Raw genomic sequence first — 16,762 nt, 5'->3', positions numbered from 1 at the left:
TATCTCCAATTATTTTGTTGGACATTTAGCAATATCAGATAAGCCGGCTGGCCATTCAGTTTTAGGATCAAGTCGAACCCAAGCAACGCCAGGTAATCCTGTTTTAACATGAGTGATATAACATCTCAATAATTCCGGACTTAATTGGGCTTTTACTCTAAACATCAATTTTTGACGCTCATCTTTGGTTTCCACTGTTTTCGGAGTAAATTGAGCGACGCTAGAAACAAAAGAGATTTTGGCTGAGATTGGTTTTTCAGGTAGCGCATCAAGTACCAGTCTTACCTCATCACCAATGGCTACTTTCCCGGCTATTGTTTCAGGTAAAAAGAAGGTTAAATAAACATCAGATAAATTAACTAAATTTAAGACTTTACCTCCAGAAGGTAAAACTTCCCCTAATTGAGCGATACGGTATTGGATACGTCCATCAACAGGCGCAGTTAAAGTACTATCATCAATGTCTGCTTGAATTTGTCTTATACTCGCTTGAGCAACTTGGATAGCAGATTGAGCGCTTTGTAATTCAGCTTTAGCAACGTCAATTGCTGCATCGGCAGCAACTACTTTGGATTTTGCCGAATCTAGGGTAGCTTTGGCACTGTTTACTTTCGCCGTATCATCATCTAATTGCTGTATGGATAATGCCCCTTTTTGGGAAAGGGTTTTTGTTCGTTGAAGATGTTTTTCGGCGATATCTAAATCACTGGCATATTGATTAACTACTGCTGATGCGACTGCTTTATCACTGATTTTAATGGCGACTTGAGCTTTCGCACTAGTTTCATTGCTGACTGCTTGCAAAAGCTGCGCTTGAGCCTCATTCAATTGTGCTTGCAAAGTATCAGTTTGCATCACAACAAGCGCTTGGCCTGCTTTAACAAAATCGCCTTCATCGACATTAATTTTTTCAATTCTTCCGGCTAATTTAGTTGAAATATTAATTTCAGTTGCTTCAATACGCCCATTTCCATTGGTAAAATCGGCGCCATAACCTTCAGGCTTAAATTGTTGCCATAAAATAAAACTAATAGCAATAATAACAAGTACAATAATAATCCATTTTTTGCTTATTTTTTTCATAACCAATACCTTGTTTTAAACTGATTAATTTTTAATATCAAGCTTAACGAAAGAATTAATCGTTATATGCTATTTGTCCATAATTTGTTAAATAATAGCAAATGTTTATTATAAATTAAATCAAGACATGAAATAAGCGCAATAAAAGCTAATTTTAGCTAAGCGATTAAACTCTATCGGTTAGTTATAGGCAAATAATGAAGTAAATGCTATGCTTAGAAAATTCTAAATGGATCTATTGTATATTTTTATTTAAAGGTGAATTTCATGGCTTTACCCTCTTTTTTAACGCTTTATAACGAATTAATCTCAACACCGACAATTAGTAATGTTTCTAATGAAAAATTAGATTATTCCAATAAACCTTTAATCGACAAATTAGCAACATGGTTTGAAGAGTTAGGCTTTACAATTGAAATTCAGCCCGTTCCTAATACGCGCCAAAAATTCAATATGTTAGCAACCTACTCCAACAGTGATAATAAAACACAAGGTGGATTATTATTAAGTGGACATAGTGATACTGTTCCGTTTGATGACGGTCAATGGACTAAAGACCCTTTTAAATTAACTGAAGAAGACAATAAATTGTATGGTTTAGGTACAGCCGATATGAAAGGCTTTTTTGCTTTTATCTTAGATGCGCTACGCGATATTGATCTAAAAAAATTAACTAAACCAATATATGTTCTTGCTACTGCCGATGAAGAAACATCCATGGCCGGTGCATCATTTTTTGCCAGAAATACCCAACTTCTACCCGACTGTACCATAATCGGCGAACCGACTTCATTAATTCCGATACGAGCACATAAAGGATTTATCTCTAACTCGATAAAAGTAATTGGTAAATCGGGACATTCAAGTGATCCCGATAAAGGAATTAATGCTATTGAGGTAATGCATTTAGTCATTGAACGTTTATTAATCCTTAAACAAAAATTCAAAGAGCAATATCATAATGACGGGTTTAGCGTGCCCTATCCAACGCTTAATTTGGGTGTTATTCATGGTGGAGATGCGGCTAACCGTATATGTGGATGCTGTGAACTTATTATTGATATTCGTGTTTTACCAAATAATGATGTTGATTCGTTATATAACGCACTTTGTGAAGCGCTAAAACCAGTTATGGAACAATACCCAAATCGGGTTGCTATTGAGTACGAAGTTTCACCAATTCCCGGCTATGAATGTAAAAAAGATCATCCGGCTCTACAGCATATTGAAAAACTGGTTGGTCACACTGCGCAAACTGTCAATTACAGTACCGAAGCACCTTACTTAAATCAAATTTCACCAACCATTGTGCTCGGTCCAGGGTCAATTGAACAAGCACACCAACCAGATGAATTTATTTCAATGGACTTTTTGAAACCAACAAAAATGACACTTGAAAGATTGATTAAAGATTTTTGCCTTTAATTAGCCGAATCTAAGTAAAAGAAATTAAATATTGAATGAAGCAAAATCTATAGCTATTTCACTGTTATTAAATATGCTTTTTGCTTCGTTCACTAATTTTTCATTTTTCTCCAAACTATATCTAGGGCTAATATGTGTCATAATCAGTCGTTTAGCATTGGCTTGCTTAGCAATCGTTGCTGCATGAATAGTGGTAGAATGCCCTCGCTCAAGTGCTTTTTCTTCAAGTGCATGTTCTTGCGTTGCCTCATGAACTAATAGATCTACTTCTTTTGCTAATTCAATCGAGGCATCACAAGGGATAGTATCGCCTAAAATAGCAATCTTTTTCCCGCTCCTCACTTCATCCAGATAGTCAAAACCATTAATCACTCGACCGTCATTAAGCGTTACACTCTGCCCCGCTTTCAAAAGTGAATAAAGTGGGCCAATATCAATATTATCTGCTCTTAATTTATCGATGTTTAATCTGGCCGGCAAATCTTTTTCGATAATTCGATAACCAAAACTTGGCACTCGATGCTGCAATAATTTTGCTTCGACAAAAAACTTATTATCATCGAAAACCAGACAATCATGCTCTAATTCAATAATATTAAGCGGATAAGATAGCCATGAATAACTCAAGTCAATAACTATTTGAATAAATTGCTTAATTCCTTTAGGTCCAACTAACGTTAAAGCAGATTGGTGTTGCATTAAAGAACGGCTGGTAAGTACCCCAGGTAAACCAAACAGGTGATCGCCATGTAGATGAGTAAGAAAAATAACTTCAAGTTTTGAAAGGCTTAATTTAGCTTTTAACATTTGCATTTGTGTTCCTTCACCGCAATCAAAAAGCCATAATTTTCCTCTCTCTTCCCGCAGATCTAACACAATACTACTGACATTACGTTCTTGTGTCGGCGACCCTGCACTGGTTCCCAAAAAAGTTAATTTCATAATGTTTTAGATATTTTTGCGTTCAATAGTTTGTTCGCCCCAAAATAGTTTATCTGCTTTGGTTTTCGAAAATGCTAGTGGTAAAACCTCATCACTGCCTTCCGACCAAATCTGTTCAGCCAATTTTTCATCATAGTTTGCTAACTCAAAAATAGCCTCTGCAATTTCAATAGAAGTTTCGCGAATACTTGCCCAAGAACGAATATCATGTATTTCTTTTTTGGTAGAATTCATATTAAGACTCCTTATTTGATTAGATTAAGTGTAAAATAACCCCAATTCATCCAAATTACAATAGGGCAATAGCTTTATGTTAACGATCATCTCACCTGCAAAAACGCTTGACTATCAAAGTCCATTAATCACTTCTGATTATTCTAAACCACAATTTATGCCAGAAACTCAACAATTGGTTGAAGTGTGTAAAAAACTTTCAGCTAATGAATTAGCTAAATTAATGTCCATCAGTCCTAAGTTGGCTGAAGTGAATTATCAACGATTTCAAGATTGGCATGCTAATTTCACCCCTGATAATGCCAGACAAGCGATATTAGCATTCAAAGGCGATGTTTACGAAGGTCTTCATGTCGAAGATTTTACGGATAAAGATTTGAGTTTTGCTCAATCCCATTTAAGAATATTATCAGGGCTTTATGGTGTATTAAGACCCCTTGATCTGATCCAACCTTATCGATTGGAAATGGGCATAAGATTAAAAAATGATCATAATTCTAATCTTTATCAGTTCTGGGGTGATAAGTTAACTGATTATCTTAACAAGGAACTTGCTCAATCAGCCAATCCAACTTTGATCAATTTAGCGTCTAACGAGTACTTTAAGGCAATAAAAGCAAAACAACTCAAAGCAAGCATCATCCAGCCTGTATTTTTAGATAAAAGCAAAGGCGAATTTAAAGTTATCAGTTTTTATGCTAAAAAAGCCCGTGGGTTAATGAGCCGATTTATTATCAAAAATAATATTAATCAAAGTAATGATATTAAAAGTTTTAATTTAGAAGGTTATCAGTTTGATTCAAAACGTTCAACTGAATTAGAATGGTTCTTTATTCGAAACCATGCATAACACGATAGACAAAGATAGATGGAATTTCTCACAACATTAGGACAACAGTTTTTAGCGACTTTGCCCCTATTTGTCCTGATCTTATTAGGATACTTAGCGATTAAAATTGGGCGTTGGCAAAAAACAGTAACCGATAGTTTAACTAAATTTACTTTTTATATTGCTTTTCCAATTATGCTCTTTCAAATTATGAGCCATTTTTCTGAGCATTCGCAAATCGATATTAAATTGTTGTTGGTCTTTTTTGGAAGTTCCTTTATTGTTTTTGCATTGGGCTGCATCATTGCTTCGAAATGCTTTAAATTAAATGGAACTCAAAGCACTATGTTTGCAATGGGCGGTATTTACACAAACACCGTCTTTGTCGGTATACCGATAATTAAAATGTTGTTAGGCGATAACGCCATTCCAATTGTTGCCATAATTGTTATTTTCAATGCACTGATACTTTGGACACTTGCCACAGTTTGCATTGAGTTTGTTCAAATGGGGAAACTTTCAACTAAAGGTTTTGTTAAAGCCTTTAAAAATGTCTCAAAAAACCCAATTATTTTAGGTATTTTTGTAGGAATTGTAGTCAACTTTACCGGCATACCATTACCTCAATTTATTGATAAATCAGCCAAAATGGTTAGTGATATGACTGCGCCATTGTCATTGATTGTATTAGGAATGGGACTGGCAGAATATAAAATTCGGGATGAATTATTGCTTACCGGCTCTATTTGTATATTAAAATTAGCCATATTACCGATTGTTACTTATATTTTAGCTAAGATAATCGGTTTGCCAACACTAGAGCTGCAAGTCGTTGTTTTATTAAGCTCAGTATCGATAGCTATAAATTGTTATATGATGGCTCGACAATTTGAAGTACTTCAAGGACCTATTGCGTCGAGTTTGCTAATTTCAACGGCATTGTCGTCTATCACAACACCGTTGATTTTATCGATTATGATGCAACTACCTTTTACTTAATTAACCCTTGCTAGCATTACTTTTCACTTTGTAGTGTAATTTTAATGCTAAAACGATGACTGCACTACCAATTAAAAACCGCACCCAATCAATAGATTGATGACTAACAATAACATTAACTAAAATGCCTGACGGGATAACGACATTATTCATAATAGCTAACGTACCCGAATCAACCTTTGTCGCCCCATAATTCCATAAAAAATAGCACAACCCTGATGCAATTACGCCTAGCCAGACAATGACTATCCATTGTATATTGGTTGTGGGTAATTTGGATGAATCACCAAATAACCACCACCCTAAACTTGCGACAATTACCGCACCAAGGTAAACCCAAGCAAATGCTTGATGTTGCGGTAAAGGGTAGAGTTCCATAATGCGTTTATAACCAGCCTGCCCCAAAGCAAAGACAATATTTGCGCCTTGAACAAGTAAAAATCCAATAATAAAATCCTGGCTAATATGATCATAGCGAATAATGGCTGCACCAATGACAGCTAGAACAGCGGTAAGTAGATAATTTACTCTGAGACGATGTCCTTGCAATAAATCATAAATGACAGTCACATAAATTGGCGTAAAAATTGTAAATAATAAAACTTCCGGCACGGATATGTATTGAAAAGAGTTATAATAAAAAAAGTACATAATCCCTAATTGACACGCCCCTACTCCCATTAATAACAGCATTTGCTTAAGGCAAATGTTGCCAAAACGTAAAAAAGGAATAAAAGTAACAAAAGCCAATAACACTCGAATCACAACAGCAAACCAAGTATCCACCTGCCCACTTATATAAATCGCAATTAAACTAAATGAAAATGACCAAACAATGGTCACGAAAATAAGATAAGACATAATTGATAACAATAAAGAATGATAAATGGGCTGCATCGTATCAATTCATCTTACACTTGTAAACATTATGGGATTTGAATTGTGTACAACAGATAAAATAATAATGAAAATATTTACTGATTGCTTTTATAAAGAACAATAATTTCTGATATATTGGATTATAAATCCGACGAATAAGTCATATTACCTAAACTTTGCTAAACAAATAGCAATTTTTAAAACAATCATCTTCAAAAACAATCATCCTCAAAAAAGTTCAATTGTGGCATAATGTGCGCCAAATTATATTTTTGCGACTTTGCTAAAAAGTTTTTGATAACTTTTACGAACAAGCGCATGTTAAAGAGAGTAAATATTTGTGTTAAGTACAAACAACATCACCATGCAATTTGGTAGTAAACCGCTATTTGAAAATATTTCAGTTAAGTTTGGTAACGGAAACCGTTACGGGCTGATTGGAGCAAATGGGAGCGGTAAATCGACTTTTATGAAAATCATTGGCGGCGATTTAGTTCCAACATCCGGGAATGTTGCTTTAGATCCTCATGAAAGATTAGGTAAATTACGCCAAGATCAGTTCGCCTTTGAAGAGTTTACAGTGCTCGATACGGTTATCATGGGACATACTCAACTATGGCACATTAAGCAGGAGCGTGACCGTATCTATTCATTACCTGAAATGAGTGAAGAGGATGGGTTTAAAGTTGCCGATTTAGAAACACAGTATGCAGAAATGGATGGTTATAGTGCTGAGGCTCGAGCTGGAGAACTTTTACTTGGGGTGGGTATTCCGGTTGAACAACATCATGGACTTATGAGCGAAATTGCACCCGGCTGGAAATTACGTGTGCTTTTAGCTCAAGCACTTTTTTCAAATCCGGATATTTTACTTCTTGATGAACCAACCAATAACTTAGATATTGATACTATTCGTTGGTTAGAAGAGACATTAAATGAACGTGAAAGTACCATGATCATTATTTCGCATGATCGCCATTTTCTAAATATGGTTTGTACTCATATGGCGGATATGGACTACGGTGAACTTCGTATTTATCCGGGCAATTATGATGATTACATGACAGCGTCAACCCAAGCTCGAGAAAGACTATTAGCTGACAACGCTAAGAAAAAAGCGCAAATTAGTGAATTACAATCATTTGTTAGTCGTTTTAGTGCCAACGCTTCAAAATCTAAGCAAGCAACATCACGAGCAAGACAGATTGAAAAAATCAAACTCGAAGAAGTCAAAGCATCGAGTCGGCAAAATCCATTTATTCGTTTTGAACAGGATAAAAAACTTTTCCGTAATGCTTTGGTAGTGGAAAACCTTACCAAAGGTTTTGATAATGGCCCGTTATTTAAAAACTTAAATCTCATGGTTGAAGTGGGTGAAAAAGTCGCAATTTTGGGTACTAACGGGATAGGTAAATCAACATTATTAAAAACATTAATGGGGGAGATTATCCCTGAACAAGGCGATATAAAGTGGTCGGAAAATGCCAATATTGGCTATTATGCCCAAGATCATGAATATGAGTTTGAAGAAGATTTAACTGTATTTGACTGGATGAGTCAGTGGAAACAACCCAACGATGATGAGCAAGCCGTTCGCAGTATTTTGGGCCGACTACTGTTTTCTCAAGACGATATTAAAAAACAAGTTAAAGTGCTTTCCGGTGGTGAAAAAGGCCGTATGCTATTTGGTAAATTGATGATGCAACGTCCAAATATCATTGTCATGGACGAACCAACAAATCATTTGGATATGGAATCGATCGAATCATTAAATATGGCATTAGAGCTATATCAAGGAACTTTATTTTTTGTGTCGCACGACCGTGAATTTGTTAGCTCATTAGCAACTCGTATTGTTGAAATAACGCCGGAAAAAGTGATTGATTATACCGGTAATTATGAAGATTACTTGCGCAGCCAAGGGATCGAATAAAGATATCGTCTGATTAATAAAATAGCCACATCTGTGGCTATTTTTTTAGGTTAATTATGTTTAGATAAATTAAAACTCTAACTCATCCCACCAAATATCTATTAATGGACTGGTTTTAACATTTTTAAGCCCATGGCTTTCAAGCCATTTTGTGACAACGTCACGATTTTCTTCGGTACAATTACCCAATTTTTGAGTACAAATGATGCCTTTCCAATTTAAATATCCACTACCTTCGTAAGCCAAACCGTTTGCTTGTATCGCTTCAATGATAAATTGATCGACAACGTTATCAATAGTTTCTTCGCTAGTGCCTTCGTCAAATGTCCAACTGACAGTAAAACCTAGCTCTTTAAACTCTTCAATATGTAATTTTTTTCTTAAACGACGACTGCGATTAACCTTAGCCATAATGATATCCTTCTACTTTAGATAATTTAGTTAGTTTTAGAATATGTATGATGACTAGATTGCTTCATACTATTCTGGTTATTTTTAGAAGTTCGTGTTTGACTAACACGTCTTCTTTTTGCCGGAACCTGTTTGACTGTCGCTTTTTTTACTGATTCGGCTTTAATTCGAGGATCAACTTCAAATCCTTGAGTAAAAATTTCCGGGATTGTTTTTTTAATCAATTTCTCAATTGATTTTAATTGAGGAAGCTCATCAATACAAACTAATGATATTGCCTGCCCCTGATTTAGTGCCCGCCCTGTTCTACCAATACGATGTACATAATCTTCTGCTACTTGTGGCAATTCATAATTGACTACATGAGGCAATAGTTCAATATCCAACCCTCTCGCAGCTATATCGGTAGCAACGAGTGCTCGTATTTGTCCCGATTTAAAGTCCGCTAAGGCTTTGGTTCTTGCCCCTTGACTTTTATTACCATGAATCGCAGAAGCTTTAATACCATCTTTAGTTAACTGTTCAGCAAGATGATTAGCTCCATATTTAGTACGCGTAAAAATTAACACCTGCTGCCATTGGTTTTTACCAATCAAATAAGAAAGAAGTTCACGTTTACGCCGTTTATCAACCCGATGAATATATTGAGTAATTTGCTCAGATGCACTATTAGTTTTTGCTACAGCGATCGATTCGGGCGAATGTAAAATTGTATTTGCTAATGATTTAATTTCATCTGAAAATGTCGCTGAAAACAGTAAGTTTTGGCGCTTTTTGGGTAATTTTGCAATCACTCGTCGAATATCATGAATAAAGCCCATATCAAGCATTCGATCAGCTTCATCCAGTACTAACGTTTTAACAGTTGAAAGGTCAACCGCATTTTGTTGAACCAAATCAAGCAAGCGCCCAGGAGTGGCAATTAAAATATCAACTCCGCCTCGAAGTTTCATCATTTGTGGATTAATACTTACCCCACCAAATACCACCAACGAACGCACTGCTAAATAGCGGCTATAATCACGAATATTTTCGCCAATTTGCGCAGCAAGTTCCCGTGTTGGCGCTAAGATCAAGGCATACAACGGGCGTTTACCTTTTCTACCAGTCGTTCTTTGAGGTGCATTATTTTGTTGCTCAACTAACTTTTGTAAAATAGGTAATGCAAAGCCGGCTGTCTTACCTGTTCCTGTTTGTGCGCTAGCCATAAGATCATTACCTGATAAGATAACTGGAATGGCTTTTTGTTGGATTGGAGTGGGATGGTTATAGTTTTGTTCTTTTACTGCTTTTAAAATCTCGACACTTAAGCCAAGAGAGTCAAATGACATGAAATGATTCCTAAATAAACGAAAATTGAATTATCGAAAATTATTATAAAACAATTCGACTATAATTGTTTGATTATTTACCGATACTGAATCAAAACATTGTGTATCAAACAATAACAGTCGAAAAGATAAGACTATTTTTTGTAACGATTACTTCGCTTTAACTCAATAAATAGCAATTTATAAAAAATGAACACCCTGATTTTTAAAATGTTTTTGATAAAAAACCACCCAAATGATATTTATTATCATTTCCATTTATGCTACTATCTCGCCCCCAATTGTAATTGATTAATGGACTATGTATGCTTTTTAATTTCAGCCGTACAAAAAAAATACTAATAGCGTTAATTTTAACGACCGTTAGTATTAACTGCTTTGCTAAAGATGATATCACTTTTGCAAACTTTCGTGATATTCGTGATTTAAACCCTCATCTCTACTCTGGTGAAATGTGGGCACAAAACATGCTTTATGAATCTTTAGTACACTACAATGAAGATGGTACATTCTCGCCTTGGTTAGCTGAGAGTTGGACAATTACCAATCAAGGTAAAACCTATACTTTTAAATTGAGACAAGATGTCACCTTTAGTGATGGTGCAAAATTCGATGCACATAGCGCAAAACTTAATTGGGATGCTGTACTATCGAATAAAGTTCGTCATACATGGCTTGAAATGGTGCGTTTAATTACCGATATAAAAGCAATAGATGATTATACGTTGCAGGTGAATCTATCCGAACCTTATTATCCATTTTTGATTGAAATTGCAGTGACACGCCCTATGCGTTTTATTTCCCCAAATTCAATGAAAAACGGTGAAACCAAAGATGGAGTTAATGCTTATATCGGAACTGGTCCTTATGTATTAACTGATCATAAAAAAGATCAGTATGCCATATTTACGGCTAATCCGACTTATTGGGGCAATAAACCGCAAATCAAAAAAGTCACCATGAAAGTTATTGCTGATAATCAGAGTCGCTTAATGGCACTGGAAAAAGGTGAAATTGATCTCATTTATGGTAAAAACATGGTTGATGCAGATTCTTATGAGCGGTTTTCCAAAATGGATAAGTTTCAGACACTAATGTCTAAGCCTGTTTCAAGCCGTATAGTTTTAATGAATACCACAAGACCGGCTTTAAGTGATATCCATGTAAGACAAGCTATTGAGCATATCATCAGTAAAAAAGATATATCAGAAGGTATATTTAACAATAGTGAAGCGCCAGCTGATACCTTAATGGCAACAAATATACCTTATGCCAATCTAGGGCTGAAACCGTATGAGTATAATCCTAAATTAGCTGAACAATTACTTGATCAGGCTGGTTGGGTTAAGGCAAACGGTGAAAATTACCGTCAAAAAGATGGCAAACCTTTTGAAATTACCCTTTACTATGATAGTAATACTGCGTCACAAAAAACCATTGCACAATACATGCAAGACGAATTTGAGCAAGTTGGATTAAAGCTCAATATTCATGGCGAGGAAGAACAAGGCTATCGTGATCGTCAAAAAGCCGGCGATTTTGATATGGTGTTTGATATCTCATGGGGAATGCCTTATGACCCTCAATCATTCCTATCTGGCATGAAACTTCCGGTTTATGGCGACTATATGGCACAACAAGGATTAAAAGAAAAACCTCAAATCGATGCCAGTATTAGTAAAGCGCTAATTTCGACTGATGAGCAAGAACGTCAAAACTTGTATCGTTATGTACTGCAAACCCTGCATGATCAAGCGGTTTATATCCCACTAACTTATGAACGAAATCGTGCTATTGCAGTAAAATCATTAAAAGGGATCGAATTTGCACCTTCTCAGTTTGATATACCATTTGAAAAAATGCACTATTAATCTACTGGTTTTATTGATCAATTAGCATGTTAAGTTATATCTTAAAACGTTTAATAATGATGATACCAATTTTATTTGGTATCTCATTTATCGCTTTTTTACTTATCAATTTAGCGCCTTCCGATCCTGCTGAAGTTGCTTTGCGTCTTAATGAAATCATGCCAACACCGGATGCTATTGAAAGTATGCGAGAGGAACTCGGATTAAATAAACCTTTTTGGAGTCGTTACTTTACCTGGCTATATAACGTCTTTCACCTTGATTTTGGGCGTTCGTTTATACATCGTGACAGATTAGTTTGGGATGAAATGTTACGTAGCCTAGTTCCAACAGTTGTTTTAGCCATTTCGTCTTTTATCTTTACATTGATTGTAAGTGTTATTTTAGGCGTATTATGTGCTATTTTCGCCAATTCGGTATTCGATCATATTGTACGGATAATCATATTTTTAGGTACCGCTATGCCAAGTTATTGGCTTGGTCTGCTTTTTATATGGTTGTTTGCCAATTATTTAGATCTTTTACCCACTAACGGCTATGGCACATGGCAAAATTTAATTTTGCCAACTTTAACATTATCTTTCGTTTATATCTCAACCTACGTCCGATTTATTCGTAATAATATGCTCGAAAATATGCATAACTACAGCGTATTTTATGCACGTAGCCGAGGCTTAAAAGAACGCTCAATTATTTTAAAACATGTCTTAGTTAATTCATTACATACCACCATAACGGCATTAGGTATGACAATTCCCCAATTAATAGCGGGATCTTTTGTTGTGGAATATATTTTTTCATGGCCAGGGCTTGGACGTTTGTGTATTGCAGCCATTATGAATCGAGATTATCCGGTTATCCAAGCTTATATTTTAATTATGTCGATTTTATTTGTGGTGTGTAATTTCATTGTTGATGTCGTTCATCAATTGCTCGATCCTCGTTTACGAGATAGTGGTGGTATCAGATGATTATACTAAAGCAACTTATCAAAAATAAAACGGCTTTGTGTTGTATCGTTTTGATTACTTTAATCATTATTCTTGGGATTTTAGCACCCTATATTGCCCCATTTGATCCGAATAAAGTTCGTATAGTGCGTAAATATGCTAGCATGTCTGGCGAACATTGGCTGGGCTGTGACCATTTAGGACGAGACATTTTTTCTCGTTTACTTTATGGTATCCGCTCTACCCTATTTTTATCACTGCTTACGATGATAATCACCATTGTCATTGGTACCGTTATTGGTCTGATTTCAGGTTATCAACGTGGTAAGCTTGATGAATGCATTATGCGCCTTTGTGATGTTATGCTGTCTTTTCCTAGTCAAGTGATGATTCTGGCCATAGTTGGGGTGCTAGGTGTTGGAATTGAAAATGTTATTATTGCTAATATTGTCGTTAAATGGGCTTGGTATAGCCGCATGATACGAAGTTCGGTAATCAAACACAGTCGAAAAAATTATATTCTTTTTTCACGAGCCATTGGCGCATCCAATACCTTCATCATACGCTGTCATTTATTGCCAAATATTATGTCTGAATTGGTGGTATTAGCAACTTTAGATACTGGTTGGGTTATTTTAAATATTTCGGCGTTATCGTTCATCGGATTGGGGGTTCAAGCCCCTACGGCTGAATGGGGGCTTATGTTGAGCGAGGCAAAAAATGTGATGATCCAACACCCAATGCAAATGGTTTTTCCCGGAATAGCTATTTTAATTGTGGTGGCAGCCTTTAATATGTTAGGCGACTGTTTGAGAGATATTCTCGATCCAAAGGACAAATCAAATGAGTCATAAATTACTTGAGATCAAGGATCTTAACGTAACACTTAGTAATGGCAAAACACTATTAGATAATCTATCTTTTAGTATAGACCATTATCAATGCATGGGTATTGTGGGTGAAAGTGGAAGCGGTAAAAGCTTAACATGTAAAGCAATTATGGGCTTGCTAGAGCCCTATTTTCGAGTTAAGGGCGAAGTTTTATTTTTTCCAAAACAAAAAAACAGACATTTTTCATCAAGTGCTGATCTATTGAAACAACGTAAAGAAGTATTACGTAATATTCGTGGCAACACTATTTCAGTTATCCTACAGCACCCGATGAATGCTTTTGATCCACTTTATTGTATTGGCAAGCAAGTTGTTGAAACGCTACTTGCTCACCGTAAAATGACTAAAAGTGAAGCAATTAATAAAACCCTATGCATGATTGAAACCATCAGTTTAGATAATTCTAAGATAATTTACAACAAGTATCCACATCAATTAAGTGGTGGCATGCTGCAAAGAATTATGATCGGAATTGCTCTAATGCTAGAACCCGAGCTTATTATTGCCGATGAGCCGACAACGGCTTTAGACACGATTAGTCAATATCATATCCTTAAGATGTTTGAACAAATTAAGCAACAATCAAAAACAGCCATGATCTTTATTTCACATGATTTAGGTGTGATTCATCATATAGCAGATCAAATCATTGTAATGAGAGACGGCGCTATTGTTGAACAGGGAACGCGAGATGAGATTTTTTATCATGCTAAAAATCAATATACCCAGTACTTAATCAATGCTCGAAAACAATTAGTAACAAAATTCAACGCTGCAGTTAAGCCTAAACCTCTTAATGTTAGCTTGGAGAGCATTTAAATGACCGTTTTACTACAAGTTGAAAATTTAAACAAATCATTTGTCCAACCCGATCAAGGATTATTTAGTCGAAAAAAAACTAAAGTGATCAATAATGTTTCTTTATCGTTAAAACACGGTGAGTGTCTGGGCATTATCGGTGAAAGCGGTAGCGGTAAAAGTACACTCGGGAAATTGATCCTTGGACTGGAAAAACCCGACAGTGGTAAAATCTATTTCAATGGGCAAGACATTTCAAAAAGAGCCTGGAAAAAGTCAGTGATGCGACGTAATCTTAGCGCAGTATTTCAAGATTATAATGCTTCGGTTAACCCTTATTTTACCGTTGAGAATATTATTGCAGAACCAATTGATATTTATGAAAAAATACCTAATAAACAACGTAAAAAACGAATTGATGAACTGTTAGAGCAAGTTGGTTTAAATTATACTTTTGCTAACCGATTTCCTCATGAAATGAGTGGTGGCCAATTACAACGTATCTGTATTGCCCGAGCAATTGCTTGTCAGCCTCAATTCATTTTATTCGACGAAGCGGTCAGCTCATTAGATATCTCAGTGCAAGCACAAATTTTATCGTTATTGTCCGATTTACAAAAACAATTAAATTTAACCAGTATCTTTATTACACATGACTTAACAACAATCACTTATCTTTGTGATCGAGCCATGTTTTTTTATCAGGGACAAATTGTTGAACATGTTGATAATATCGAACAATTAGGCAATGTTAAAAATGCTTATTCTAAGCAACTTCTTGAATCTGTATTAGGTTTTTAAATTTATGACAACCGAATTAAAAAACAACAAACAGTTTTATTTTAAAGACTATTTAGCCTTGGTGATCCCTTTTATTATTTCAACCATTACAACCCCACTACTTGGAGTAGTTGATACAGCATTAGTGGGGCACTTACCTAATCCAGCATTTATAGCCGGTATCGCTGTTGGTGCAGTCATTTTTAATACCATTTATTGGTTATTCGGCTTTTTGCGAGTCAGTACAACGGGTTTTGCTGCACAAGCTTTAAGTGATCCTATATTATTGCGTTCTTCGCTTATTCGTCCGCTAGTTATTGCTATATTTTTAGGTATCTTATTTATTATTCTACAGCAACCTATTTTTGATGCGGCCATGCAAGTGATTAAACCGAATAAGGAAGTCACACATTTCGCAAAAACCTACTATTCAATTTTGATTTGGGGCGCCCCTTTTGTGCTTATCAACTATGTATTAGTCGGTTGGCTAATGGGAATGGCAAAAATAAAAGCGGTTTTGTTTTTACAAGTACTTATTAATGTACTTAACATTATTTTGGCTATAATCTTAGTTTGGGGATTTCATTCAGACATTGAAGGGGTAGCTTCTGCGACCTTAAGCGCACAGATCAGCTGTAGTTTATTAGGATTTTGGTATATCTATCGTTATCTACCAAAAACACAACAAAAAACCGATTTAAAAGCAATATTATCTTGGCAGTCATTAAAAGGGGTAATTTTAGTCAATACTAACTTGATGATCCGTACTATTTGTCTTTTAATTGTCACTAACCATTTTATATCAATTGGTTCTAGCTTCAGCACTCAAGTGCTTGCCGCCAATGCAGTATTGTTCCAAATTCACTATTTAATGGCATATCTTTTTGATGGGTTTGCTAATGCTTCAAGCGTATTTAGTGGCAAAGCTAAAGGGACGAAAAATATTACGTTATATAATCAAACCCTTAAATGGTCATTGCAGGCATGCATAATCTGTCCGATAATTTTAATTGCCATTTGGTTAGCTTTCGATACCGCAATTATAAAATTATTGACGAATCAAACAGAAATAATAGGGTTGTGTCAGCAATATCAATTATGGTTGATGATATTTCCAATAGCAGTTGCAGGTGGTTTGATTTACTATGGTGTTTTTTCCGGAATCAGCTATACATCATCAATCCGAGATTCAATGATTCTCGCACTATTACTTTGGTTGATTGCTCAATATATATGCGTGCCAATTTGGGGAAATAATGGATTATGGTTTTCATATATTTTATTCAGTTTAGGAAGGACGCTGTTCTTAGTCATCTGGATCAAAAAATCTAAAGGCTACGTATTGATCTAAATTGTTGTTAAATTTTTTATCAAATTGATCAGAAAATAAAAGGTAACACAACCGG

16 protein-coding genes are annotated in these 16,762 nt (G+C 35.5%); 10 read left to right on the top strand and 6 right to left on the bottom strand.

The window, feature by feature from the left end:
* Positions 1 to 9 precede the first annotated feature (9 nt).
* The gene (locus J3U74_RS05930; RefSeq protein ID WP_267329530.1) at positions 10 to 1,083 is read right to left on the bottom strand and encodes an HlyD family secretion protein; all 1,074 of its coding nucleotides are present in this window, start codon (positions 1,081 to 1,083) and stop codon (positions 10 to 12) included.
* Between the two features lie 267 nt (positions 1,084 to 1,350).
* Here J3U74_RS05930 and argE point away from each other — a divergent pair, with 267 nt between their 5' ends.
* The gene (gene argE, locus J3U74_RS05925) at positions 1,351 to 2,508 is read left to right on the top strand and encodes an acetylornithine deacetylase (RefSeq protein ID WP_267329529.1); all 1,158 of its coding nucleotides are present in this window, start codon (positions 1,351 to 1,353) and stop codon (positions 2,506 to 2,508) included.
* 24 nt (positions 2,509 to 2,532) lie between these two features.
* Here argE and rnz read toward each other — a convergent pair whose 3' ends face one another.
* Together rnz and J3U74_RS05915 are read right to left on the bottom strand one after the other, a co-directional pair.
* The gene (gene rnz, locus J3U74_RS05920; RefSeq protein ID WP_267329528.1) at positions 2,533 to 3,450 is read right to left on the bottom strand and encodes a ribonuclease Z; all 918 of its coding nucleotides are present in this window, start codon (positions 3,448 to 3,450) and stop codon (positions 2,533 to 2,535) included.
* A gap of 6 nt (positions 3,451 to 3,456) precedes the next feature.
* Entirely contained in the window at positions 3,457 to 3,684 is a 228-nt protein-coding gene (locus J3U74_RS05915; protein ID WP_220217378.1) for a YccJ family protein, read from the bottom strand.
* A 76-nt stretch (positions 3,685 to 3,760) separates the two neighbouring features.
* Between J3U74_RS05915 and yaaA the strand changes: the two genes are divergently transcribed.
* The gene (gene yaaA / locus J3U74_RS05910; RefSeq protein ID WP_267329527.1) at positions 3,761 to 4,534 is read left to right on the top strand and encodes a peroxide stress protein YaaA; all 774 of its coding nucleotides are present in this window, start codon (positions 3,761 to 3,763) and stop codon (positions 4,532 to 4,534) included.
* 18 nt (positions 4,535 to 4,552) lie between these two features.
* The gene (locus J3U74_RS05905; RefSeq protein WP_267329526.1) at positions 4,553 to 5,512 is read left to right on the top strand and encodes an AEC family transporter; all 960 of its coding nucleotides are present in this window, start codon (positions 4,553 to 4,555) and stop codon (positions 5,510 to 5,512) included.
* On the opposite strand, the gene J3U74_RS05900 is transcribed toward J3U74_RS05905, so the two are convergent.
* Positions 5,513 to 6,373: a DMT family transporter gene (locus J3U74_RS05900; protein ID WP_267329525.1), complete on the bottom strand. Its 861-nt coding sequence runs from the start codon at positions 6,371 to 6,373 to the stop codon at positions 5,513 to 5,515.
* A gap of 358 nt (positions 6,374 to 6,731) precedes the next feature.
* Between J3U74_RS05900 and J3U74_RS05895 the strand changes: the two genes are divergently transcribed.
* On the top strand, positions 6,732 to 8,324 hold the full coding sequence (locus J3U74_RS05895; protein WP_267329524.1) for an ABC-F family ATPase: 1,593 nt from the start codon (positions 6,732 to 6,734) through the stop codon (positions 8,322 to 8,324).
* A 69-nt stretch (positions 8,325 to 8,393) separates the two neighbouring features.
* Here the strand turns inward: J3U74_RS05895 and J3U74_RS05890 are convergent, their stop codons facing one another.
* Both J3U74_RS05890 and J3U74_RS05885 read right to left on the bottom strand, forming a co-directional pair.
* Positions 8,394 to 8,735: a YggL family protein gene (locus tag J3U74_RS05890; protein ID WP_220217383.1), complete on the bottom strand. Its 342-nt coding sequence runs from the start codon at positions 8,733 to 8,735 to the stop codon at positions 8,394 to 8,396.
* A 26-nt stretch (positions 8,736 to 8,761) separates the two neighbouring features.
* On the bottom strand, positions 8,762 to 10,066 hold the full coding sequence (locus J3U74_RS05885) for a DEAD/DEAH box helicase (protein WP_267329523.1): 1,305 nt from the start codon (positions 10,064 to 10,066) through the stop codon (positions 8,762 to 8,764).
* 305 nt (positions 10,067 to 10,371) lie between these two features.
* Here J3U74_RS05885 and nikA point away from each other — a divergent pair, with 305 nt between their 5' ends.
* The 6 genes from nikA to J3U74_RS05855 are packed head-to-tail and all read left to right on the top strand — an operon-like array spanning position 10,372 to position 16,707.
* Positions 10,372 to 11,937, top strand: a complete 1,566-nt coding sequence (gene nikA / locus J3U74_RS05880) for a nickel ABC transporter substrate-binding protein (protein ID WP_267329522.1) — start codon at positions 10,372 to 10,374, stop codon at positions 11,935 to 11,937.
* 26 nt (positions 11,938 to 11,963) lie between these two features.
* The gene (gene opp1B / locus J3U74_RS05875; protein WP_267329521.1) at positions 11,964 to 12,908 is read left to right on the top strand and encodes a nickel/cobalt ABC transporter permease; all 945 of its coding nucleotides are present in this window, start codon (positions 11,964 to 11,966) and stop codon (positions 12,906 to 12,908) included.
* 2 nt (positions 12,909 to 12,910) lie between these two features.
* Entirely contained in the window at positions 12,911 to 13,741 is an 831-nt protein-coding gene (opp1C, locus tag J3U74_RS05870; RefSeq protein ID WP_416379784.1) for a nickel/cobalt ABC transporter permease, read from the top strand.
* Entirely contained in the window at positions 13,731 to 14,597 is an 867-nt protein-coding gene (locus tag J3U74_RS05865) for an ABC transporter ATP-binding protein (RefSeq protein WP_267329519.1), read from the top strand. Before opp1C ends, J3U74_RS05865 begins: the two co-directional genes overlap by 11 nt.
* Entirely contained in the window at positions 14,598 to 15,377 is a 780-nt protein-coding gene (locus J3U74_RS05860; RefSeq protein ID WP_267329518.1) for an ABC transporter ATP-binding protein, read from the top strand.
* A 4-nt stretch (positions 15,378 to 15,381) separates the two neighbouring features.
* Entirely contained in the window at positions 15,382 to 16,707 is a 1,326-nt protein-coding gene (locus J3U74_RS05855) for an MATE family efflux transporter (protein WP_267329517.1), read from the top strand.
* The last annotated feature ends 55 nt before the right edge of the window (positions 16,708 to 16,762 follow it).

The sequence above is a fragment of the Gilliamella sp. B3892 genome, from assembly GCF_026536305.1.
Classification (GTDB): Bacteria; Pseudomonadota; Gammaproteobacteria; order Enterobacterales; family Orbaceae; genus Gilliamella.
The sequence above is the reverse complement of the archived record's forward strand: the minus strand, read 5'-3'. Positions and strand labels throughout refer to the sequence as shown.

Excerpts from the sequence above, each read along its gene's own strand:
- nikA (WP_267329522.1), top strand. The coding sequence starts at position 10,372 with ATGCTTTTTAATTTCAGCCGTACAAAAAAAATACTAATAGCGTTAATT.
- J3U74_RS05860 (WP_267329518.1), top strand. The coding sequence starts at position 14,598 with ATGACCGTTTTACTACAAGTTGAAAATTTAAACAAATCATTTGTCCAA.
- J3U74_RS05915 (WP_220217378.1), bottom strand. The coding sequence starts at position 3,684 with ATGAATTCTACCAAAAAAGAAATACATGATATTCGTTCTTGGGCAAGT.
- J3U74_RS05930 (WP_267329530.1), bottom strand. The coding sequence starts at position 1,083 with ATGAAAAAAATAAGCAAAAAATGGATTATTATTGTACTTGTTATTATT.
- J3U74_RS05900 (WP_267329525.1), bottom strand. The coding sequence starts at position 6,373 with ATGTCTTATCTTATTTTCGTGACCATTGTTTGGTCATTTTCATTTAGT.
- yaaA (WP_267329527.1), top strand. The coding sequence starts at position 3,761 with ATGTTAACGATCATCTCACCTGCAAAAACGCTTGACTATCAAAGTCCA.
- J3U74_RS05890 (WP_220217383.1), bottom strand. The coding sequence starts at position 8,735 with ATGGCTAAGGTTAATCGCAGTCGTCGTTTAAGAAAAAAATTACATATT.
- J3U74_RS05885 (WP_267329523.1), bottom strand. The coding sequence starts at position 10,066 with ATGTCATTTGACTCTCTTGGCTTAAGTGTCGAGATTTTAAAAGCAGTA.
- opp1B (WP_267329521.1), top strand. The coding sequence starts at position 11,964 with ATGTTAAGTTATATCTTAAAACGTTTAATAATGATGATACCAATTTTA.
- J3U74_RS05855 (WP_267329517.1), top strand. The coding sequence starts at position 15,382 with ATGACAACCGAATTAAAAAACAACAAACAGTTTTATTTTAAAGACTAT.
- J3U74_RS05905 (WP_267329526.1), top strand. The coding sequence starts at position 4,553 with ATGGAATTTCTCACAACATTAGGACAACAGTTTTTAGCGACTTTGCCC.
- argE (WP_267329529.1), top strand. The coding sequence starts at position 1,351 with ATGGCTTTACCCTCTTTTTTAACGCTTTATAACGAATTAATCTCAACA.
- rnz (WP_267329528.1), bottom strand. The coding sequence starts at position 3,450 with ATGAAATTAACTTTTTTGGGAACCAGTGCAGGGTCGCCGACACAAGAA.
- J3U74_RS05865 (WP_267329519.1), top strand. The coding sequence starts at position 13,731 with ATGAGTCATAAATTACTTGAGATCAAGGATCTTAACGTAACACTTAGT.